Origin of the sequence: Parvibaculum sp. (genome assembly GCF_046297875.1) — a bacterium.
Taxonomy (GTDB): Bacteria; Pseudomonadota; Alphaproteobacteria; order Parvibaculales; family Parvibaculaceae; genus Parvibaculum.
Genome location: NZ_JBKBHD010000001.1, coordinates 336,050 through 353,770 on the forward strand (window position 1 = coordinate 336,050; position 17,721 = coordinate 353,770).

The 17,721-nt window shown below is 62.7% G+C and carries 13 protein-coding genes and 1 tRNA gene; 5 read left to right on the top strand and 9 right to left on the bottom strand.

All coding sequences use genetic code 11. The annotated features are described in order from the left end of the window. Positions 1-56: 56 nt before the first annotated feature. The 4 genes from ACK4FH_RS01700 to ACK4FH_RS01715 all read left to right on the top strand — a co-directional run bounded on the left by ACK4FH_RS01700 (position 57) and on the right by ACK4FH_RS01715 (position 6,321). The gene (locus tag ACK4FH_RS01700) at positions 57-833 is read left to right on the top strand and encodes an enoyl-CoA hydratase (protein ID WP_409810624.1); all 777 of its coding nucleotides are present in this window, start codon (positions 57-59) and stop codon (positions 831-833) included. Between the two features lie 8 nt (positions 834-841). Further along, positions 842-1,537, top strand: coding sequence for a hypothetical protein (locus tag ACK4FH_RS01705; RefSeq protein ID WP_409810626.1), 696 nt, complete (start codon positions 842-844; stop codon positions 1,535-1,537). A gap of 94 nt (positions 1,538-1,631) precedes the next feature. Continuing rightward, the gene (locus tag ACK4FH_RS01710) at positions 1,632-3,380 is read left to right on the top strand and encodes an N-acyl-D-amino-acid deacylase family protein (protein ID WP_409810628.1); all 1,749 of its coding nucleotides are present in this window, start codon (positions 1,632-1,634) and stop codon (positions 3,378-3,380) included. Between the two features lie 190 nt (positions 3,381-3,570). Continuing rightward, complete coding sequence (locus tag ACK4FH_RS01715; protein WP_409810629.1) at positions 3,571-6,321, top strand: glycosyltransferase; 2,751 nt, start codon at positions 3,571-3,573, stop codon at positions 6,319-6,321. 6 nt (positions 6,322-6,327) lie between these two features. Here ACK4FH_RS01715 and ACK4FH_RS01720 read toward each other — a convergent pair whose 3' ends face one another. The 8 genes from ACK4FH_RS01720 to ACK4FH_RS01755 all read right to left on the bottom strand — a co-directional run bounded on the left by ACK4FH_RS01720 (position 6,328) and on the right by ACK4FH_RS01755 (position 14,616). Beyond that, positions 6,328-7,044, bottom strand: coding sequence for a copper resistance protein B (locus ACK4FH_RS01720; RefSeq protein WP_409810631.1), 717 nt, complete (start codon positions 7,042-7,044; stop codon positions 6,328-6,330). Continuing rightward, entirely contained in the window at positions 7,044-8,966 is a 1,923-nt protein-coding gene (locus tag ACK4FH_RS01725; RefSeq protein ID WP_409810633.1) for a copper resistance system multicopper oxidase, read from the bottom strand. Before ACK4FH_RS01725 ends, ACK4FH_RS01720 begins: the two co-directional genes overlap by 1 nt. Positions 8,967-9,032: 66 nt before the next feature. Beyond that, positions 9,033-9,437 carry a hypothetical protein gene (locus ACK4FH_RS01730; RefSeq protein ID WP_409810635.1) on the bottom strand — a complete coding sequence of 135 codons (405 nt, stop codon included), beginning with the start codon at positions 9,435-9,437 and terminating at the stop codon, positions 9,033-9,035. 75 nt (positions 9,438-9,512) lie between these two features. Continuing rightward, positions 9,513-10,286 carry an SDR family NAD(P)-dependent oxidoreductase gene (locus ACK4FH_RS01735; protein ID WP_409810637.1) on the bottom strand — a complete coding sequence of 258 codons (774 nt, stop codon included), beginning with the start codon at positions 10,284-10,286 and terminating at the stop codon, positions 9,513-9,515. A 130-nt stretch (positions 10,287-10,416) separates the two neighbouring features. Continuing rightward, entirely contained in the window at positions 10,417-12,168 is a 1,752-nt protein-coding gene (locus ACK4FH_RS01740; RefSeq protein WP_409810639.1) for a class I adenylate-forming enzyme family protein, read from the bottom strand. A gap of 91 nt (positions 12,169-12,259) precedes the next feature. Continuing rightward, positions 12,260-12,925: a glutathione S-transferase family protein gene (locus ACK4FH_RS01745; protein WP_409810641.1), complete on the bottom strand. Its 666-nt coding sequence runs from the start codon at positions 12,923-12,925 to the stop codon at positions 12,260-12,262. 122 nt (positions 12,926-13,047) lie between these two features. Continuing rightward, positions 13,048-13,124: transfer RNA gene (locus ACK4FH_RS01750), tRNA-His, on the bottom strand. Positions 13,125-13,242: 118 nt separating this feature from the next. Beyond that, positions 13,243-14,616, bottom strand: coding sequence for a sodium-dependent transporter (locus ACK4FH_RS01755; protein ID WP_409810643.1), 1,374 nt, complete (start codon positions 14,614-14,616; stop codon positions 13,243-13,245). Positions 14,617-14,805: 189 nt separating this feature from the next. On the opposite strand from ACK4FH_RS01755, the gene ACK4FH_RS01760 reads away from it, so the two are divergent. Beyond that, on the top strand, positions 14,806-15,741 hold the full coding sequence (locus ACK4FH_RS01760; RefSeq protein WP_409810645.1) for an alpha/beta fold hydrolase: 936 nt from the start codon (positions 14,806-14,808) through the stop codon (positions 15,739-15,741). Here the strand turns inward: ACK4FH_RS01760 and ACK4FH_RS01765 are convergent. Then, positions 15,738-17,699 (bottom strand): acetoacetate--CoA ligase, encoded by a 1,962-nt coding sequence (locus ACK4FH_RS01765; protein ID WP_409810647.1) that lies wholly within the window; start codon positions 17,697-17,699, stop codon positions 15,738-15,740. The two genes, ACK4FH_RS01760 and ACK4FH_RS01765, sit on opposite strands and share 4 nt — an antisense overlap. Positions 17,700-17,721 lie beyond the last annotated feature (22 nt).

Below are 17,721 nucleotides of genomic sequence, written 5' to 3' on the forward strand. Positions count from 1 at the left end.
ACCCGCGACCGGCTAGAACAATCGCAAAAGAAATTTCATTTCCGGGAGGAAGCCCCATGTCCGAACCTGTGATCCATGTCGAGAAGTCCGGCGCCGTTGCGACCGTCACGCTGAACCGCCCGACCGCCATGAACGCGCTGTCGCGGGAACTGCGCACCGCCATTGCCGAGATGTTCGAGGCGCTGGAAGCCGACAAGGATATTCGCGTGGCGATCCTCACCGGCGCGGGCAAGGCCTTTTGCGCCGGGCTCGACCTCAAGGAACTCGGCTCCGACACGGGCGGCATCAATGCGACAATCGGCGACAAGGATCCCGTGACCTCGATCGGGCAATTCTCAGGCCCCGTCATCGGCGCGATCAATGGCGTTGCCATCACCGGCGGCTTCGAACTCGCCATTGCCTGCGACGTGCTGATCTGTTCGGAGAATGCGCGCTTTGCCGACACGCATGCCCGCGTCGGCATCCTGCCGGGCTGGGGCCTCAGCCAGAAGCTCTCGCGTGCCATCGGCATCTACCGCGCAAAGGAACTCTCGCTCACCGGCAATTTCCTCTCCGCGCAGCAGGCCGCCGACTGGGGCCTCGTCAACCGCGTGGTGCCGGCAGACGAACTGCTCCCCACGGCCCGCAAACTCGCCGACGACATGCTCTCCGTCGTGCCGGAATGCCTGCCCGCCTACAAGAAACTCATCGATGACGGCTTCGCCGAAGATTTCGGCACCGCGCTCAAGACCGAACGCCGCACCTCAAGCGCCGCCAACGAGGCGGTGACGCCCGACGCCGTCGCCGAGCGCCGCAAGGGCATTCAGGAACGCGGGAAGCAGCAGGCGGGGTGAGGCTCTAGATGAATCATCGATCACAGTTCGCAAATGATCTTGCCTTTGGCTTGAGCGGATGGTTGCAGCTACAAGTAGCGCAAAAGCTCGGTGATTTATCCGGCGAAGATTCGGCCCGGCTCGTTGCCGCCCAGATCGTCAATGCACAAGGACAATTTCGACCTGAAATTAGTCAGGCACCTGCAAATTGGGGAAGCGACAGCAAAAAGCGTGTCGATATTGCTCTCAAAGCTAGGTCGGAAAATGCATCGACATGGTACGGGGCAATTGAAATAAAGTGGCCGGGTAGAGCGTTTGACGTGGCGCAGACACGTACTCAGATCGTTCAAGATGCCATGAGGGTTGCATTGGTGCCTACCAATGGGACGAACGCCCATTTTCTGGTGTTAGGAGGATCATCTGAATCGCTATACCGACTTTTCGACAAGCCGCACAAAAAGAAAGAATTGGAAGCCGGAAGGTCAGATTTTTCAAACCTTCTGGTCCGCAATAAAATTGATGAAACCGGTGAGATGCCTTACGACATCTGGTCGTCAACGACATGGTGTGCCGCTGATCGCGTTCCAGTCGCTATGAGATCCAATATTAAGGGCAAATTGACGGCAACACTTCTTGCTGCGGCGCAAGCAAGCATTGGCAACAAAGTCGAAGGGCACGTTTTCGTTTGGCAATGCAACCGGACAAGGGGCCCCAAAGCCTCTTAAGGTTCGTTCTTTCTTTGATGCCCCTCCCCCGCCTGCCCCTTTTCCGCTATCCTCCCTCCCAAAGCCATTCAGAGCATTTCCGGGAGGGAGACCCATGAGCCATGACATCGTGATCCGCGGCGGGACCGTGTTCGACGGGACGGGGGCGAAGCCGCAAGAAGCGGATGTCGCCATTTCGGGCGGGCGGATCGTGGAAGTCGGCAAGGTCGCGGGCGCGGGCGCCGAGGAGATCGACGCGAAGGGTCAGATCGTGACGCCGGGCTTCGTCGACGTTCACACGCATTATGACGGCCAGGTCACCTGGGACCCCTATCTCCAGCCCTCGACCTTCCACGGCGTCACCACCGCCATCATGGGCAATTGCGGCGTGGGCTTTGCGCCCTGCAAGCCGGAGCAACGCGAATGGCTGCTCGGCCTGATGGAAGGCGTGGAAGATATTCCGGGTACGGCGCTTGCCGAAGGCATCAAGTGGAACTGGGAGAGCTTCGCCGAATATATGGATGCGGTGGAGGCATCGCCGCTCGCGCTCGATGTCGGCCTGCAGGTGCCACATGCCGCCGTGCGCGCCTATGTGATGGGCGAGCGGGCGCCCGCGCTCGAGCCTGCCACCGAAGCGGAGACCGCCGAAATGGCGAAGCTCGTGGTCGAGGCGCTCGAGGCCGGTGCGCTCGGCTTTTCCACCTCGCGCACGGTGAAGCACAAGGACGTGAAGGGCGGCTCCACACCGACGCTCAAAGCCGAAGCGATGGAACTCCACGGCATTGCCCGCGCAATGGGCAAGGCCGGAAAGGGCGTGCTGCAGCTCATTGCCGATTTCAAGCAGACGGATGAGGAATTCGCCATGCTGCGCGGCATGGTGGAGCTTTCGGGTAGGCCCATGTCGATCACCATCGAACAGGACGACCGCTGGCCGACTGTCTGGAAACGCGTGCTCGACAATATCGCCGCCGCCAATGCGGACGGGCTGCCGATCCGCGGCCAGGTGCCGCCGCGCGCGACTGGGCTGCTGCTCGGGCTCACGGCCTCGCTCAACCCGTTCATCATGCACCAGACCTTCCGCCAGATCTGGGGAGCGCCGCTTGAGAGTCAAATGAAGGCGCTCCGCGATCCCGAATTCCGCGCGAATCTCCTCGCCGAGGAGCCCGCCTACCCGGCGGGCGAGATCATCGAGATGCTCTGCGTCGCCTATCACAAGATGTTTTCGCTCGGCGAGCGGCCGAACTACGAGCCGTCGCCGGAAGAAAGCGCGAAGGCGGTGGCGGAGCGCACCGGCAAGCATCCGCGCGAAGTGGTGCTCGACTGGATGATGGAGCGCAACGGCAAGGCGCTCATCTATTTCCCGCTGATGAACTACACTCACGGCAGCCTCGCCGATGTCGAGACCATGCTCACCCATCCGAATACGGCGTTCGGCCTGTCGGATGGCGGCGCGCATTGCGGCATCATCTGCGATGCGAGCTTCCCGACGACGCTCTTGACCCATTGGGGCCGCGACCGGACGAGGGGCCGAAAGCTCCCGCTCGAATGGCTGGTGCATGGGCTTACGGGCCGCAACGCCGCGCTGGTCGGGCTTCAGGACCGGGGCGTGATCGCGCTCGGCATGAAGGCCGATCTCAACGTGATCGACTTCGACCACCTCACGCTCTATTCGCCCCATATCGTCAACGACCTGCCGGCGGGCGGAAAGCGGCTCATCCAGAAGACGGATGGCTATACGGCAAGCATCGTTTCGGGCGCCGTCGCCTTCCGCAATGGCGAGCCGACGGGTGCGCTTAACGGCAAGCTGGTGCGCGGCGCGCAGAAGCGGCCGGACGGCGTGCGGATTTCCGCGGCGGCGGACTGACGCCCGGGTTCCATCCCGGAAATATTTGCGGCCGGTCCCGGCATTCCGGAACATTGCCCTAATTTTGTCATGGTGCGAGACGAGAAGGGCAGCGTTCCGCCGGGCTCCCGATGCGGGACGGGCGGGGCTGGGCCGCCTGCACAACGCATTGTCGCGCCGTATTCCCAGTTTCTTCCCGACGGACCGGTAAATGGACAATAGCGAGAGCCCGACACCCGAACCCGAGACCAATGGTTCCGAGGCGAAGAAAAACCCCCGGTCCTGGCAGAACTCCACCTTTGTGCGCCAGGCGATCTTTCTCTTCATCGTGCTGCCGATCGTCATTGCGGCCAATCTGGCGGTCTGGGCGGCGCTGAACCGCCCTTATGAACCCGAGGCCTGGACCGGCGAAATCGTCGGCCTTTCCTACAGTCCCTACCGGCAGGGGCAGGACCCGCGCATGAACCGGCACCCCTCCGCCGAGCAGATCGAGGAGGACATGAAACTCCTCTCAGGCACGGTGCAGGCAATCCGTACCTACAGCATGGTCTATGGCCAGCAGCAGATTCCCGAACTTGCCGCGAAATACGGGCTGTCTGTGGCAGCGGGCGCATGGATCGGCCCCAATCTTGAACGCAACGAGGTGGAACTCGAGCGGCTCATTCAGGCCGCGCCGCGGCGCAATGTCGTGCGTGTGCTGGTTGGCAATGAAACGATCCTGCGCGACGACATGCCGGTGGATGAACTCATCTCCTATATCCGCCGCGCCAAGCAGAAGATCTGGAAGCCGGTCTCGACGGCGGAACCGCCGCATATCTGGCTCAATAATCCTGAGCTCGCCAAGGAAGTGGACTATATCGCCGTCCACCTGCTTCCCTATTGGGAAGGCATTCCGATCAACGAAGCGGTGAACGCCGTGTTCGAGCGGCTCGCGGAACTGGAAGCCGCTTTTCCGGGCAAACCCATCGTCGTCACCGAAGTCGGCTGGCCGAGCCGCGGCAAGGTGATCCCGCGCCGCCCCTATCCCGGTATTGCCGAAGCGGAACTCAGGACCGAAGCCGTCGCCTCGCTCGTCAATCAGGCGACCTTCATGCGCGGTTTCCTCAACCGCGCCAAGGCCGAAGACCTCACCTATTACGTGATGGAAGCCTTCGACCAGCCGTGGAAGGCGTCCGAGGAGGGTGCCGCAGGCGCCTTCTGGGGGCTCTACAATGCCGACCGGCAACCGAAATTCCCGATGGCGGGCAGTATCAACGAGGCGCCGGAATGGCGCTTCTGGGCGTCCCTTGCGGCGGGCCTTGCGCTCGTGCCGGCCATGCTCTTCATGCTCAGGCAGCGCCATGTGCGACCGATGGGCGTCATCATATTTGCGGTGCTGACGCAGGTTGCGGGTTCTGCCATCGCCTGGGCAGGGCTCTCGGTCACCGGGCTCTATTTCACCTGGGTCGGCATCACGATCTGGAGTTTCCTCTTCTTCGCGCAAGGGCTGCTGCTCATCGTGCTATTGGCCGAGGCAGTGGAATTCGTCGAGGTGATCTGGACGCGGCGTGGCGAACGCCATTTCGAGCCGTTCGACGAACATGCCGTCATGCCGGGCCGCAAGGTCTCGATCCATGTGCCGATCCATAACGAGCCGCCGGAAATGGTGCGCGAAACGCTGGCCGCGCTCGCAAAGCTCGACTACGAGAACTTCGAGGTTCTCGTGCTCGACAACAACACGACCGATCCTGCCGTTTGGGAGCCAGTGCGCGATGCCTGCGCGCAGCTAGGACCGAAGTTCCGTTTCTTCCATCTCGAAAACTGGCCTGGCTTCAAGGCGGGCGCACTCAATTTCGGCCTGGAAAAGACGGCGGAAGATGCCGAGATCATCGCCGTCATAGACAGCGACTATCAGGTGGCGGCGAACTGGTTGCGCACGCTCATCCCCTATTTCGACAAGGAAGATGTCGGCTTCGTGCAGGCGCCGCAGGATTATCGCGACCGGCACGAGAGCATGTTCAAGAATATGACCTATTGGGAATATGCCGGCTTCTTCCATATCGGCATGGTGCAGCGGAACAATTTCAATGCCGTTATCCAGCACGGCACCATGACGATGGTGCGCAAGACGGCGCTGAAGCGCGTGGGCGGCTGGGCGGAGTGGTGCATCTGCGAGGATGCGGAACTCGGCATCAAGCTCTATCGCGCGGGCTATGACAGCGTCTATGTGAACCACTCCTTCGGCCGCGGCCTTACGCCGGACACGCTGTCGGGTTATATCAGCCAGCGGTTCCGCTGGGCCTATGGCGCGGTGCAGATCGTCAAGCATCACTGGGATGCGCTGGCGCCCTGGGCCTCGTCGAAGCGCGGCCTTTCAGGCGCGCAGCGCTATTACTTCCTTGCGGGCTGGCTGCCCTGGTTCGCGGACGGGCTGGCGCTGCTCTTCACCACCGCGAGCATCCTGCTTTCCGCCTGGGCGCTTTATCAGCCTCACGCGGTGGCCTTGCCTGTCGCGGCCTTCCTCATCCCGACCATCGGCAGCTTCGCCTTCAAGTTCATCCGCTCGCTCTGGCTTTATGCCGTGCGCGTGCGCGACTGCAGTTTCATCGAAAGCCTTGGTGCGGGCGTCGCCGCGCTCGGGCTCACGCACACCGTTGCGAAGGCGATGCTCAACGGCATGATCACGACGAGCAAGCCCTTCATCCGCACGCCGAAATGCGAGGACAAGCCGCCGCTTGCCGCCGCCTTCATTCAGGTGCGCGAGGAGACGGTGATGCTGGTGCTGCTCTGGGGTCTCACTGCCGGCTTCCTGATGAGCGATCATTTCGCCGACAGCCATTCGCGGCTCTGGGTGGGCGTGCTGCTGGTGCAGTCCGTGCCCTACGCCTCGGCGGTGCTGCTCTCGCTCATCAACGTGCTGCCGTCGCTCTTCCGCCGCGACCGCAAACCCGGACCGGCGGGCGCCCTTTCGCCCGCCGAGTAAGGCCCGTCAGAACCAGAAGCGGATGCCGATGCGTAAGGCGGCCTCGTCGGTGCTTTCGCCTGCGGCGCGCGCCTGCGACGCCGTTTCGCCAAGGGCGCGCTCCCATGTGAGCGCCGCATAGGGCGCGAACTTGCGCGTGATCTCGTAGCGAAGCTTCAGGCCAAGCTCCACGTCGGAGAAGCCGGCGCCGATGCCGCGTTCGGGCATGTCCTGCGCATAGGCGTTCACCTCGATGTAAGGTTCGGCGATGAGCTTTTGCGTCAGGGGAATATCGACGCTCTGCTCAATGCGCAGCGCGGCATCGCCATCCGTTGACAGGAATGCCGTTACGTCCGACTCGAAGAAATAGGGCGCAAGGCCGGTGACGCCCGCCGCCGCCCATGTCTTGCTGTCGGGCTCCAGATCCTGCCGGACACCGACGAGCACATCCCAGAAGGGATGCACATTGCGCCCATAGAGAAGCTGCAGCTCCGCCTTCTCCACATCTCCATCCTCGATCTTGCCGGCGGAGCGAATCCAGACGCGCTCCACATCGCTGCCGATCCAGCCGTCAACATGCCAGCGCCACTGGTCACCATCGCGCGCCGCGTAATCAACCTCGGTCACGACCTTGTGGAAGATACCGGGACCATGATCCATCGCAACGACCGTGCCGGGCTCTGCACTCGCGGCGACGAGCGAGGCCAGAAGCAAGGGAATCGAAAGAAACAGGGCTCGCTTCATCAGATGCCCCCATGCCCGGCATGGCCGCCATGATGCGCCGCGCCGCCTTCATGCGAAACAGCGAGTGGCACGATAGCGCCATTGCGCGTGACAGCGGCTTCGGCCGTTTCCGGCGGCTCGACGATCAAAGCGGTCATCATGCCGGAGACCATGTGATAGAGGAGATGGCAGTGAAGCGGCCAGGCGCCCACTTCGCGCGCCGTCAGGATCACGGAGACGGTTTTGCCAGGCGGCACGATCACCGTGTCCTTCAACGGGCGATGTGCGCCCGACCCGTTTTCCAGTTCGAAGAACATGCCGTGAAGATGCATCGGATGCGCCATCATGGTTTCGTTCACAAAGTTGATCCGTACGCGCTCGCCATAGCGCACGCGGATCGGCGATGCTTCCTGAAAATGCCGCTCGTTCAGTGTCCAGACATAGCGTTCCATGTTGCCCGTCAGGCGAAGCTCGACGGTGCGGTCCGGTGCGCGGTTGTCGGCATGGGCGTGATGGCGGCGCAAGTCCTCATAGGCGAGAACTTTCGCGCCGGTCGGAAAGCCGGACGCCCAGCCGATGGGACGAACCGTTTCCGGGGCGGTGACGCCTTTCGCTCCGTCATGCATGTGGCTGCGGTGATCGCCCTGCCCTTCATGTCCCTTGTGCTGGTGATGATCGTGACCGGGATGCTCTCCGGGGCCGTGGTCCATGTCGTGGCCATCGTGGCCATCGTGATCCTCCATCCTGTGACCATCGCCATGATCCATGTGGTGCCCGTCATGGTCTTGATGACCATGCCCACCCGTATCATGATTCATGTGGCCTTCATGAGGATCGCTCTTCGGCTTCCCATGATCGCCGTGGGAGCCGTGATCATCGCCATGCACCATCCCCATATCGGCCATGCTGAGGAGAGCACGCGGGCGGAGAGACGGGATCGCCGCTTCCATACCGGGCGCCGTGGCGAGCGTCGCGCGCGCATAGCCCGAACGGTCGATGGCTTCCGCAAACACCGTCAGCGGCTGGCCGTCCGCCGGTTCCACGATCACATCATATCGTTCGGCGACGCCGATGCGCAGTTCATCGACCGTGACGGGATGGACGTCGTTTCCATCGGCCGCGACGACTTTCATCTTCGCGCCGGGAATCCTCAGATCGAAGATCGTCATGGCGGAGCCGTTGATGAAACGCAGCCTCACCTTTTCGTCCGCCGAGTAGAGGAAGGTCTCGTTTTCCTGCGGCGTCTTGCCGTTCATCAGAAATGAATAGCCGGTGACGTCGGCAAGATCGGTCGGGTCCATGCGCATTTCGCCCCAATCGGCGCGGTCCCGCAGGGCGGAGCCCAGACCGTCGCGGCGCGCATCCCGGAACAGATCGCCAAGCGTACGCTTGCTGTAGTTGTAGAAACCGGGATCGGCCTTCAGATTGCGCAGCACCTGATCCGAATCTTCCGGCGTGATATCGCTCATCAGCACAACATAGTCACGGTCTGCCGCGACGGGTGACGGCACAATCGGATCGATGACGAGTGCGCCGAGGACGCTCTGGTCCTGCGTACCGGAATGGCTGTGATACCAGTAGGTGCCGCTCTGCCTTATGTCGAAGGTGTAGGTGTAGGATTCGCCGGGAGCGATGCCCATGAAGCCATTGAAACCCGGAGAACCGTCCATCATGCCGGGCAACAGCAACCCGTGCCAATGCACGGATGTCTTTTCGCTTGTTTCGTTGGTGACGGTGATCGTTGCCTGTTCGCCCTCGGTGAAACGCAGCACCGGGCCGGGGATAGTTCCATTGATCGTCATTTTGTCGGCGGTGCGGCCATCCACTTCGACAGCCGCGGTCGACACGGTGAGGTGATACTCGCCCGCATCGGCGGGTGCGATGGTGATAGCGGCGGTCAGCAGCGCGCCAGCGGCGGCAGCCAGATAGAAGCAATCAGACATGATCTCTCTTTCCTCTTTGCCGGAATAAAAGCGCACAAAGGCACCAGACTTCGGAGGAAGAGCGATCTAGATCAGCAGACGCGCGGAACGCCCGTGGATGCCGTCATAGAATGTAGTGAAAAGCGATTGCCGCTCCGGCGGTTGGCTCCGTTGGGCAATCTGGAATTGGGCAAGACCCGCGAGCGGTCCCGCGCTATCGGCTGCAAGCGCAGCGCCTGCCGATTCATCGCGCGGCTTTGCTACTGCCGACTGCAACTTGCCTGCAGCGCCTTCGCAGCCGCACAGGGCTTCGCCCGAATTACAGGGGGTCGCCGGAGTGACATGCGCGTCATGTTCACTGTGAAGCAGGTGGCCCTGATGCGCAGGGGCGGCAGCCTCATGCGTGGCGGCGTGGCTCGCACAGGGCAAGGCGCCCGCAAGCAGGATGCTTGCAAGATAGAGGACCGGCAGCTGTAGCCTGAGCCAACGCATGGGTGAAGTATGCACCTTCCAGCGGGTGGAAGGTCAAGCCCCGGTCCGGCAGCGCCTGAACCGGGGAAAGCCGTGTTACATCGGGCCGCCGCCGTCGATGTTGATCTTCTGGCCGTTCGCGTAAGGGTTTGCATCCGACACGAGATAGACGACGGCTGCCGCCACCTCCTCCGGTTCGCAGACATGGCCGAAGGGCTGGCGCGCGTCGAGCTCGTGGATATCCATGCCCTTCTTGCCGGCTCGGGCGGCGGCGAGGCGGGAGCCCATGTCGGTGGCGGTGAGGCCCGGCGCGACGATATTCGTGCGGATGCCATGCTGCCGCTCTTCCTTGGCGAGCGTGAGGGCGAGGGCTTCCGCCGCCGCCTTGCCCATATTGTAGGGACCGCCATTCGCCGAGTGGGTAAGCGTTGCAACCGACGAGATGATGATGATGTCGCCGCGCTTTTCCTTGCGCATATGCGGCAGGACGAGCTTCGACATGAAATGCGGCGCCATGGCATGGACGCGCAGCACTCGCTCAAGCTCCAGCGGGTCGGTGTCCGCCACGGTCTGGCCGCGCGAGGCGATGCCCGCATTGTTGACGAGGATACCGATGGAGCCGAAATCCTTCAGCACGTCCGCAACCATTTTCTGGTCTTCCTCGAAATTTTCGACCGATGCCGAATAGGCGCGCGCCTTGCGGCCGAGCTTCTCGATGGCGGCAACGGTTTCCTGCGCGGCGTCTTCGTCGCGGCGGTAGTTGACGGCGATGTCCGCGCCGGCTTCGGCGAGTGCAATCGCAATGGCGCGGCCGATGCCGCGGCTTGCGCCGGTGACAAGCGCCACGCGGCCTTCCAGTGAAATCATCATGGGGCGTCTCCTCGGTCGTTCTATGGAGTGTTTTTGTGACGCCGAGCATAAAGAAGCCGTCCGGGATTTCCATGCCCGGACGGCTTTTTCAGTTTCGGCCACGCTGACGCTGCGGCAGATCAAGGCTAAATCAGGCCGCGTCTTTCGAGTATTTCTTCATGTCCTCGCGGAGTACGGTTTTCAGGATCTTGCCGTTCGGATTGCGCGGCAGCGGCTCGTGGCGCAGCTCGATCTTGACCGGCACCTTGAAGGCGGCCAGCAGCTTGCCGACATGGGCCTTCAACTCTTCCTCGCTCACCTGTTTGCCGGGTGCAACCTGCACGATGGCGCCGACTTCCTCGCCCAGCACCTTGTGCGGAATGGCGACAACGGCAGCGTCCATCACGGCGGGATGCGCATAAAGCGCGTCTTCGACTTCGACGCAGTAGATGTTCTCGCCGCCGCGGATCAGCATGTCCTTGGCGCGGTCGAGAATATAGACGAAGCCTTCATCGTCCATGCGCACGAGGTCGCCCGAATGGAACCAGGCGCCTTCGGTAATGGCGGCGGCGGTTGCTTCTGGCTTGTTCCAGTAGCCCTTTACGACATTCGGGCCCCTGATCCAGAGTTCACCCACCTGGCCGCGCGGCAGCTCGTTGCCCTTCTCGTCCACGACCTTGATATCGCAGACCGGCACGGCGACACCGGCACTATCGGGCCTTGCCACATAATCTTCGGCGAGGTTTTGCGTGGTGATGGCCGACGTTTCTGTGAGGCCATAGCCGTTCGAAGGCTGACACTTCGGAAACTGCTTCTTGATGCGCGCGACGAGATCGGGCGCGGACGGCGCACCGCCATAGCCGATCGACTCGACGCTCGATGTGTCGCGCGTGGCGAAGTCGGGCGATTCCAGCACCTGCCAGACCATCGCCGGCACGCCGCCAAAGCTCGTGACCTTTTCGCGCTCAATGAGTTCGAGCGCCTGTTCGGGATTCCATTTGTGGATGATGACGAGCTTGCCGCCGCTCGCATAGGTGCCGACGAGGATCGAGTGGCAGCCTGTCGCATGGAAGAGCGGCACGGAAAGAAGCGTCACGCGCTGCGGCGCATTGGGATCGGCCGCGGGCGGCACTTCGCCCCGGCGCAGAAAGGATCGCGCGCCGCCAAGCAGCGCGTTCATCAGGTTGGTGCAGATGTTGCGCTGCGTGCCGAGCGCGCCTTTCGGCTTGCCCGTCGTGCCCGACGTATAAAAGATCGTGGCATCGTCTTCCGGCTGGAGACCCGGATCGGGCAACGCATCGGCGGGGAGATTTGCATAGTCACCCGGCTTGCCGACCAGCGTTTCAAAGGCTTCTGCAACGCCGAGTTCGGCATCGGGGGTGCGCACCGCGACGAGGCCATTGAGACCCAGCGCCGCCAGATGCGGACGGATGCGATCAAGCCGATCATGGTCAACGATGACGACCTTCGAGCCCGAATCCGTGATGCCATATTCGAGTTCCAGGCCCGTGCCCCAGGCATTGAGCGGCACGATGACGCCGCCGATGGCCGCAATCGCCCAGAAGACGACCGACCATTCGGGGAAGTTGCGCATGATGAGGGCGACGCGGTCGCCCTTCTTCACGCCATATTTCTCCTTCAGCACGCGGCCGAACGCTGTGGCGGCGCGATAATGATTTTCGTAAGTGAGGCGCTCGCCCTCATAGACGATGAATTCCTTTTCACCGTGGGCGCGGCCGAGGTCGAAAATCGCACGGAGCGAAGGCGGCGTTCCCTTGTAGGTGCGGATGGGAACACCGCGGATATTCACAGTCTCCATCTCGAAGGGCGTGCCCGGCGCAGTGAGGAAGGCATGTGCCTCCTCGATGGTCATGGCGGGCCATTTGCTGGCGTTCTCGGCCATTTTTCGTCTCCCTGAATATCATTATGGACGGCGCTTGCCGTCGCGTTTTCCGACACATAGCCCTTTTCCGGGCGGACGGGAAGCGGGAGGCTCAGAGGCCGAATTTCTTGAGGAGCCCGGTCTCTTCCTCGATGCAGGCGGCGAAGGAGGGGCGCGCATGGATCGCGGCGAGATAGCGGGTGAGGTTCGGGTAGGCCCCGGCGTCTGGCCGGTAGCCCGCATGGTTGAGGTTCACGAAATGGGTCGCGACCGAAATATCGGCAATCGAGAAGGCGTGGCCCGCTAGGAACTCCTTCTCGCCGATTTCCTTTTCGAGCCAGGCGAAATTGCCGGAGAGCTTTTCGGTGAAGGTCTTGTCGGCGGTGGCCTTGTCGGCCTCCTTGCCCATCAGCCGGCTCACGACCATCGGCCGGAAGACGCCCATGCCGACGGCGCCGGCGAGGTCGGAATCGGCATATTCCTCGTACCAGAGCGCCTTGCCATTGGCGAAGGCCTCGGCCGGATAAAGCGCGGGCGAGGGAAACTTCTTTTCGAGATAGCCGCAAATGGCGGAGGAATCGGGGAGTGTTGCATCCGCGCCGACGCTCTCGTCGCGCAGCACGGGGATGCGCTTCAGCGGCGAGATTTCGACGAACCAGTCCGGCGCGGGAAAGATGTTCACCTGCTCGAGCTTGTAGGCCTCGCCCTTTTCGGCGAGGAAGACGCGCACCTTGCGCACGAAGGGGGAAAGGCTTGCACCATAGACCGTGAGCGTCATCGTCGTTTCCTTCCGGGCAGTCTTGCCGGTTTCTTGGGGGAACCCGTTTTCAATGGCGCAAGAAAACACCGCCGCCCGCGCAGGGGCAAGGGCGAAAGGAAGGACCGGAGAAAAGGGGAAAATGGTACAGCCGCCCCGGATCGAACGGGGGACCTCTAGATCCACAATCTAGCGCTCTAACCAGCTGAGCTACGGCTGCACGGGGACCGCGGCGAGGAAAACCACCCGCGATGGCCGGGAACCTAGTGCAGCGCCGGGCGAATGACAAGCCCGCGAAAGCACCCCCGGCAAATTTCCGGGAGGCTCCCAAATCCGCGTTACATCAAGACGTTAGCCACGAAGATCGAGACCACGCCGAAGGGGGCGATGTAGCGGAGCGCAAAGCGCCAGAGGCGGAACCAGGGCTTGTCCCCGGCATGAAGCGCTTGCGCGACCTGCGGCCCCGAAAGCACCCAGCCGGCAAAGAGCGCGATCATCAGGCCGACCGTCGGCATGATGAGGTTCGCGGTGGTGAAATCCAGCACATCGAAGAGCGTCATGTTCTCCATCACGCCGAAACGGGCGAGCGGGTGGAACTCCGACCAGAGGTTGAAGGAGAAAACGGTGCCGAGGCCCGCGACCCAGGCGAGCGCGCCGATGATGACGGCAAGCCATTTGCGCGAGATATTCACTCCCTCCTCCACCCAGGCGACAATGGGCTCCAGCAGCGAGATGGCGGAGGTGACGGCGGCCACCGAGAGCAGCACGAAGAAGGCGCCGCCGATCAATATGCCGCTGCCGATAGTGCCGAAGGCAATGGGAAGCGTGATGAAGGTGAGGCCGGGGCCGGAAGACGGTTCGAGCCCGTAGGAGAAGACGAGCGGGAAAATCGCGATGCCCGCGAGCAGCGCCACCACCGTGTCCAGCACGGCGATGAAGACGGCGGACTGGCCGATGGAGACATCCTCATCGAGATAGGCGCCATAGGTCATCATGGCGCCGAGCGCGATCGACACGGAAAAGAAGCCCTGGCCGATGGCGGCGAGAACCGTATCCGGTTTCACTTCGGAAAAATCGAAAGCGAACATGAAGCGCATTGCGTCGCCGAAGCCCGGCATGGTGACGGCATAGGCGGCCATCGCCGCAAGCAGGACAAAGAGGAGCGGCATCAGCATCACGACCGCGCGCTCGATACCGCCGGTGACGCCTGCCGCGACGATGAAGATAGTGAGGGCGAGGAAGATCGTCTGCCAGAGGATCAGCGTACCGGGATTGCTCACCACCGCCGTGAAATGTTCGGCCGCAGCCGCTTCCGTGTCGCCCGCGAAGGCGCCCGTTACAGCCAGCTCGATATATTTCAGCGCCCAGCCGCCGATCACACTGTAGTAGGAGAGCACGATGAAGGCGCCGACGATGCCGCCCCAGCCGATCAGCAGCCAGAAGCGCGCGGCCTTGTTTTCCCTGACCAGCGCCTTCATGGCATTGATCGGGCTTTGCTTGCCCATGCGGCCTAGCATGATTTCCGAGATGAGGATGGGGAGCGCGATGGCGAGCGTGGTCGCGGCATAGATCAGGATGAAGGCGCCGCCGCCATTTTCGCCCGCGAGATAGGGAAATCGCCAGACATTACCCAAGCCGACGGCGCTGCCCACGGCGGCCATCAGAAAAGCGAAGCGCGACGACCAGTGACGCGGCGCAAACGGAGTAGTCATTCGGCTTTTCCCCCTGTCACGGAACGGCCCGGACCCCCGCCCTGTCGGCCGCCTGCCCCGGATTGTGCTGAGACAATACGGAAATCGTCAGCTTCTGTCAGGCCCGGCTGGCGGAAATCCGCCGATCCGGGGCTCACTATGCGCCGGAATCGCCTATAGTCGCGCGCAAGAACAAAAACGGGGTTCCCCATGAGCGGCAATGAAATCAGCACGGCTTATGTCGAGGCGAACGGCCTCGCCTTTGAAGTCGATATGTGCGGCGAGGGCGAAAAGCTCGCCCTGCTTCTGCATGGCTTCCCGGAGAGCAAGTTTTCCTGGCGCTTCCAGCTGCCGCTTTTCGCCCGGCTCGGCTATACGGCCTGGGCACCGAACCTGCGCGGCTATGGCGGCACCTCGCGGCCCCAGGGGCGCGACGCCTACAGGCTCGACCTGCTGCTCGACGACGTGGCGGCACTGATCGACGCGGCTCGCGCGCGTGGCGTGACGGGGCCCGTGACGCTTGTTGCGCATGACTGGGGCGGCGTCATCGCCTGGACATTCGCGCTGAAGAAAGTCCGCCCGCTCGAACGCTTCATCGTGATGAACCTGCCGCATCCGGCCTGCTTTGCGAAGCGCGGACGCACATGGGCGCAGCTGAAGAAGAGTTGGTATGTATTCTTCTTCCAGATCCCGTGGCTGCCCGAAAAGCTGTTCCTCGCGCGCAATGCCGAGGCGATTGCCCGTGCCTTCTACAACATGGCGGTGGACAAGAGCCGCTTCCCGAAAGATGTGCTCGACCATTACAGCAAGAATGCGCAGCTGCCCGGCGCCATGACGGCGATGATAAACTATTACCGTGCGCTGATGCGCGGCGAGCGGCCGAAGGAATGGGACGAGCCGCCGCAGCTCGACACGCCGACGCTGATGATCTGGGGCGAGGAAGACGCCGCACTCGGCAAGGAACTCACCTATGGCACGGAAGAACTGGTGGACGATTTCACGCTGCGCTATCTGCCGCAGGTTTCCCACTGGGTGCAGCAGGAAGCGCCGGAGACCGTGAACGCCATGATCCGCGCCTGGATCGAAGGGCGGCATGTGCCGATGGCCGGGCTTGGCGGACGGCTGCTGCTGCCCGACGCCGACTAGGACTGCAATTCCGGCAGATCGCGGTAAAGCGCCAGCGCCTCCGGGTTTGCCAGCGCCTCCCGGTTCTTGACTTCGCGGCCATGCACGATGTCGCGCACGGCAAGTTCGGTGATCTTGCCTGATTTGGTGCGTGGAATGTCCGCCACGGCGACGATCTTCGCAGGCACATGGCGGGGCGAGGCACCTGAGCGGATCCTGTCGCGGATGCGCTTTTCCATTGTCTCGTCGAGCGTATGGCCTGCGCGCATCACCACGAAGAGCACCACGCGGACATCGCCCTGCCAGTCCTGGCCGATGGCGAGCGCCTCCTGCACTTCCGGCAGATGCTCCACCTGCGCATAGATTTCCGCCGTGCCGATACGCACGCCGCCGGGATTGAGCGTGGCGTCGGAGCGGCCATGAATGACGATGCCGCCATGCGGCGTGATTTCCGCGAAATCGCCGTGGCACCAGACGCCGGGGAAACGCTCGAAATAGGCACCGCGATATTTTGCGCCGTCCGCATCGTTCCAGAAGCCGATGGGCATGGAGGGGAAAGGGCGGGTACAGACGAGTTCGCCCTTCTCACCGGTGACGGGGCGGCCCTCCTCGTCCCAGACCTCGACCGCCATGCCGAGACCCTTCGCCTGTATTTCGCCGCGCCAGACGGGAAGCATTGGCGAGCCGAGCACGAAGCAGGACAGGATGTCCGTGCCGCCGGAAATCGAACAGAGGGCAGCGGCGCGCTTCAGATCGTCGTAGACGAAATCGAAACTCTCCGGCACGAGCGGCGAGCCTGTGGAGAGGATCATGCGCATGGAAGCGAGAGAATGCGTCTCGCGGGGCTTGAGGCCAGCCTTCTTCACCGCGTCGATGAATTTCGCCGATGTGCCGAAGACATCGATCTTCACAGCGTCGATATAGTCGAAGAGAACGCGCTCCGAAGGATGGAAGGGCGAGCCGTCATAGAGCGCGAGCGTGGCGCCTGCGGCGAGACCTGAAACGAGCCAGTTCCACATCATCCAGCCGCAGGTCGTGAAGTAGAAGAGCGTTTCGCCCCGCTTCAGATTGCAGTGGAGCCGGTGTTCCTTCAACTGCTGGAGCAGCGTGCCGCCCGCCGAATGGACGATGCATTTCGGAATGCCGGTCGTGCCGGACGAATACATGATGTAGAGCGGATGGGCGAAGGGTAGCCGCGCGAAGGAAAGCTCCGCATCCGGTGCGGTGGCGAGAAGAGAGGTCCAGTCTTCTGCTTTTGCGAGTCCTTTTAGACCTTCGCCGATGAACGGCACGACTGCCACATGTTCGAGACCGGGGAGTCCCTCAATGATCTCCGCAAGCTTGTCATGCGCCGGGAGTACTTTCCCCGCGTAATGGTAACCGTCGCAGGCGACGAGGACCTTCGGCTCGATCTGACCGAAGCGGTCGAGTACGCCCTTGGCGCCAAAATCGGGCGAGCAGGAGGAGAAGACCGCGCCGATGCTGGCCGTGGCGAGCATGACGACGATCGTCTCCGGACAATTCGGCATGAAGGCGGCAACGCGGTCGCCCTCGCCCACGCCCCATGATTTCAGTACGGCGGCAAAACGTGCGACATCGCGGCGGAGTGCGGCGCGCGTTACGGGTTCGCGCATCTCGCCTTCATTGTTGAAATGGAGTGCGATATCGCTGCCTTCGCCGCGCAGCAGGTTTTCCGCGAAATTCAGCCGCGCATCGGGGAAGAATTTGGCGCCCGGCATCTTGCCGCTATCGGCGAGGATGCGGGTGCCCTTCTCGCCGATAACGCCCGTGAAATCCCAGACCGCGTCCCAGAAAAGTTCTGGATGGGCGACGGACCAGCCATGCAGCGCGTCATAGGTGTCGAGCGCGACGCCGTGGCGCTCCCTCGCGAGCGCCGCGAAGGCCGCCATGCCGGAGGCGGCAACGGCCTCCGGCGACGGCGCCCAGAGCGGCTTCTCGTTCTTGTCGTCATGCTGCATGGGGCCGCTCCTCCTCCGCCGG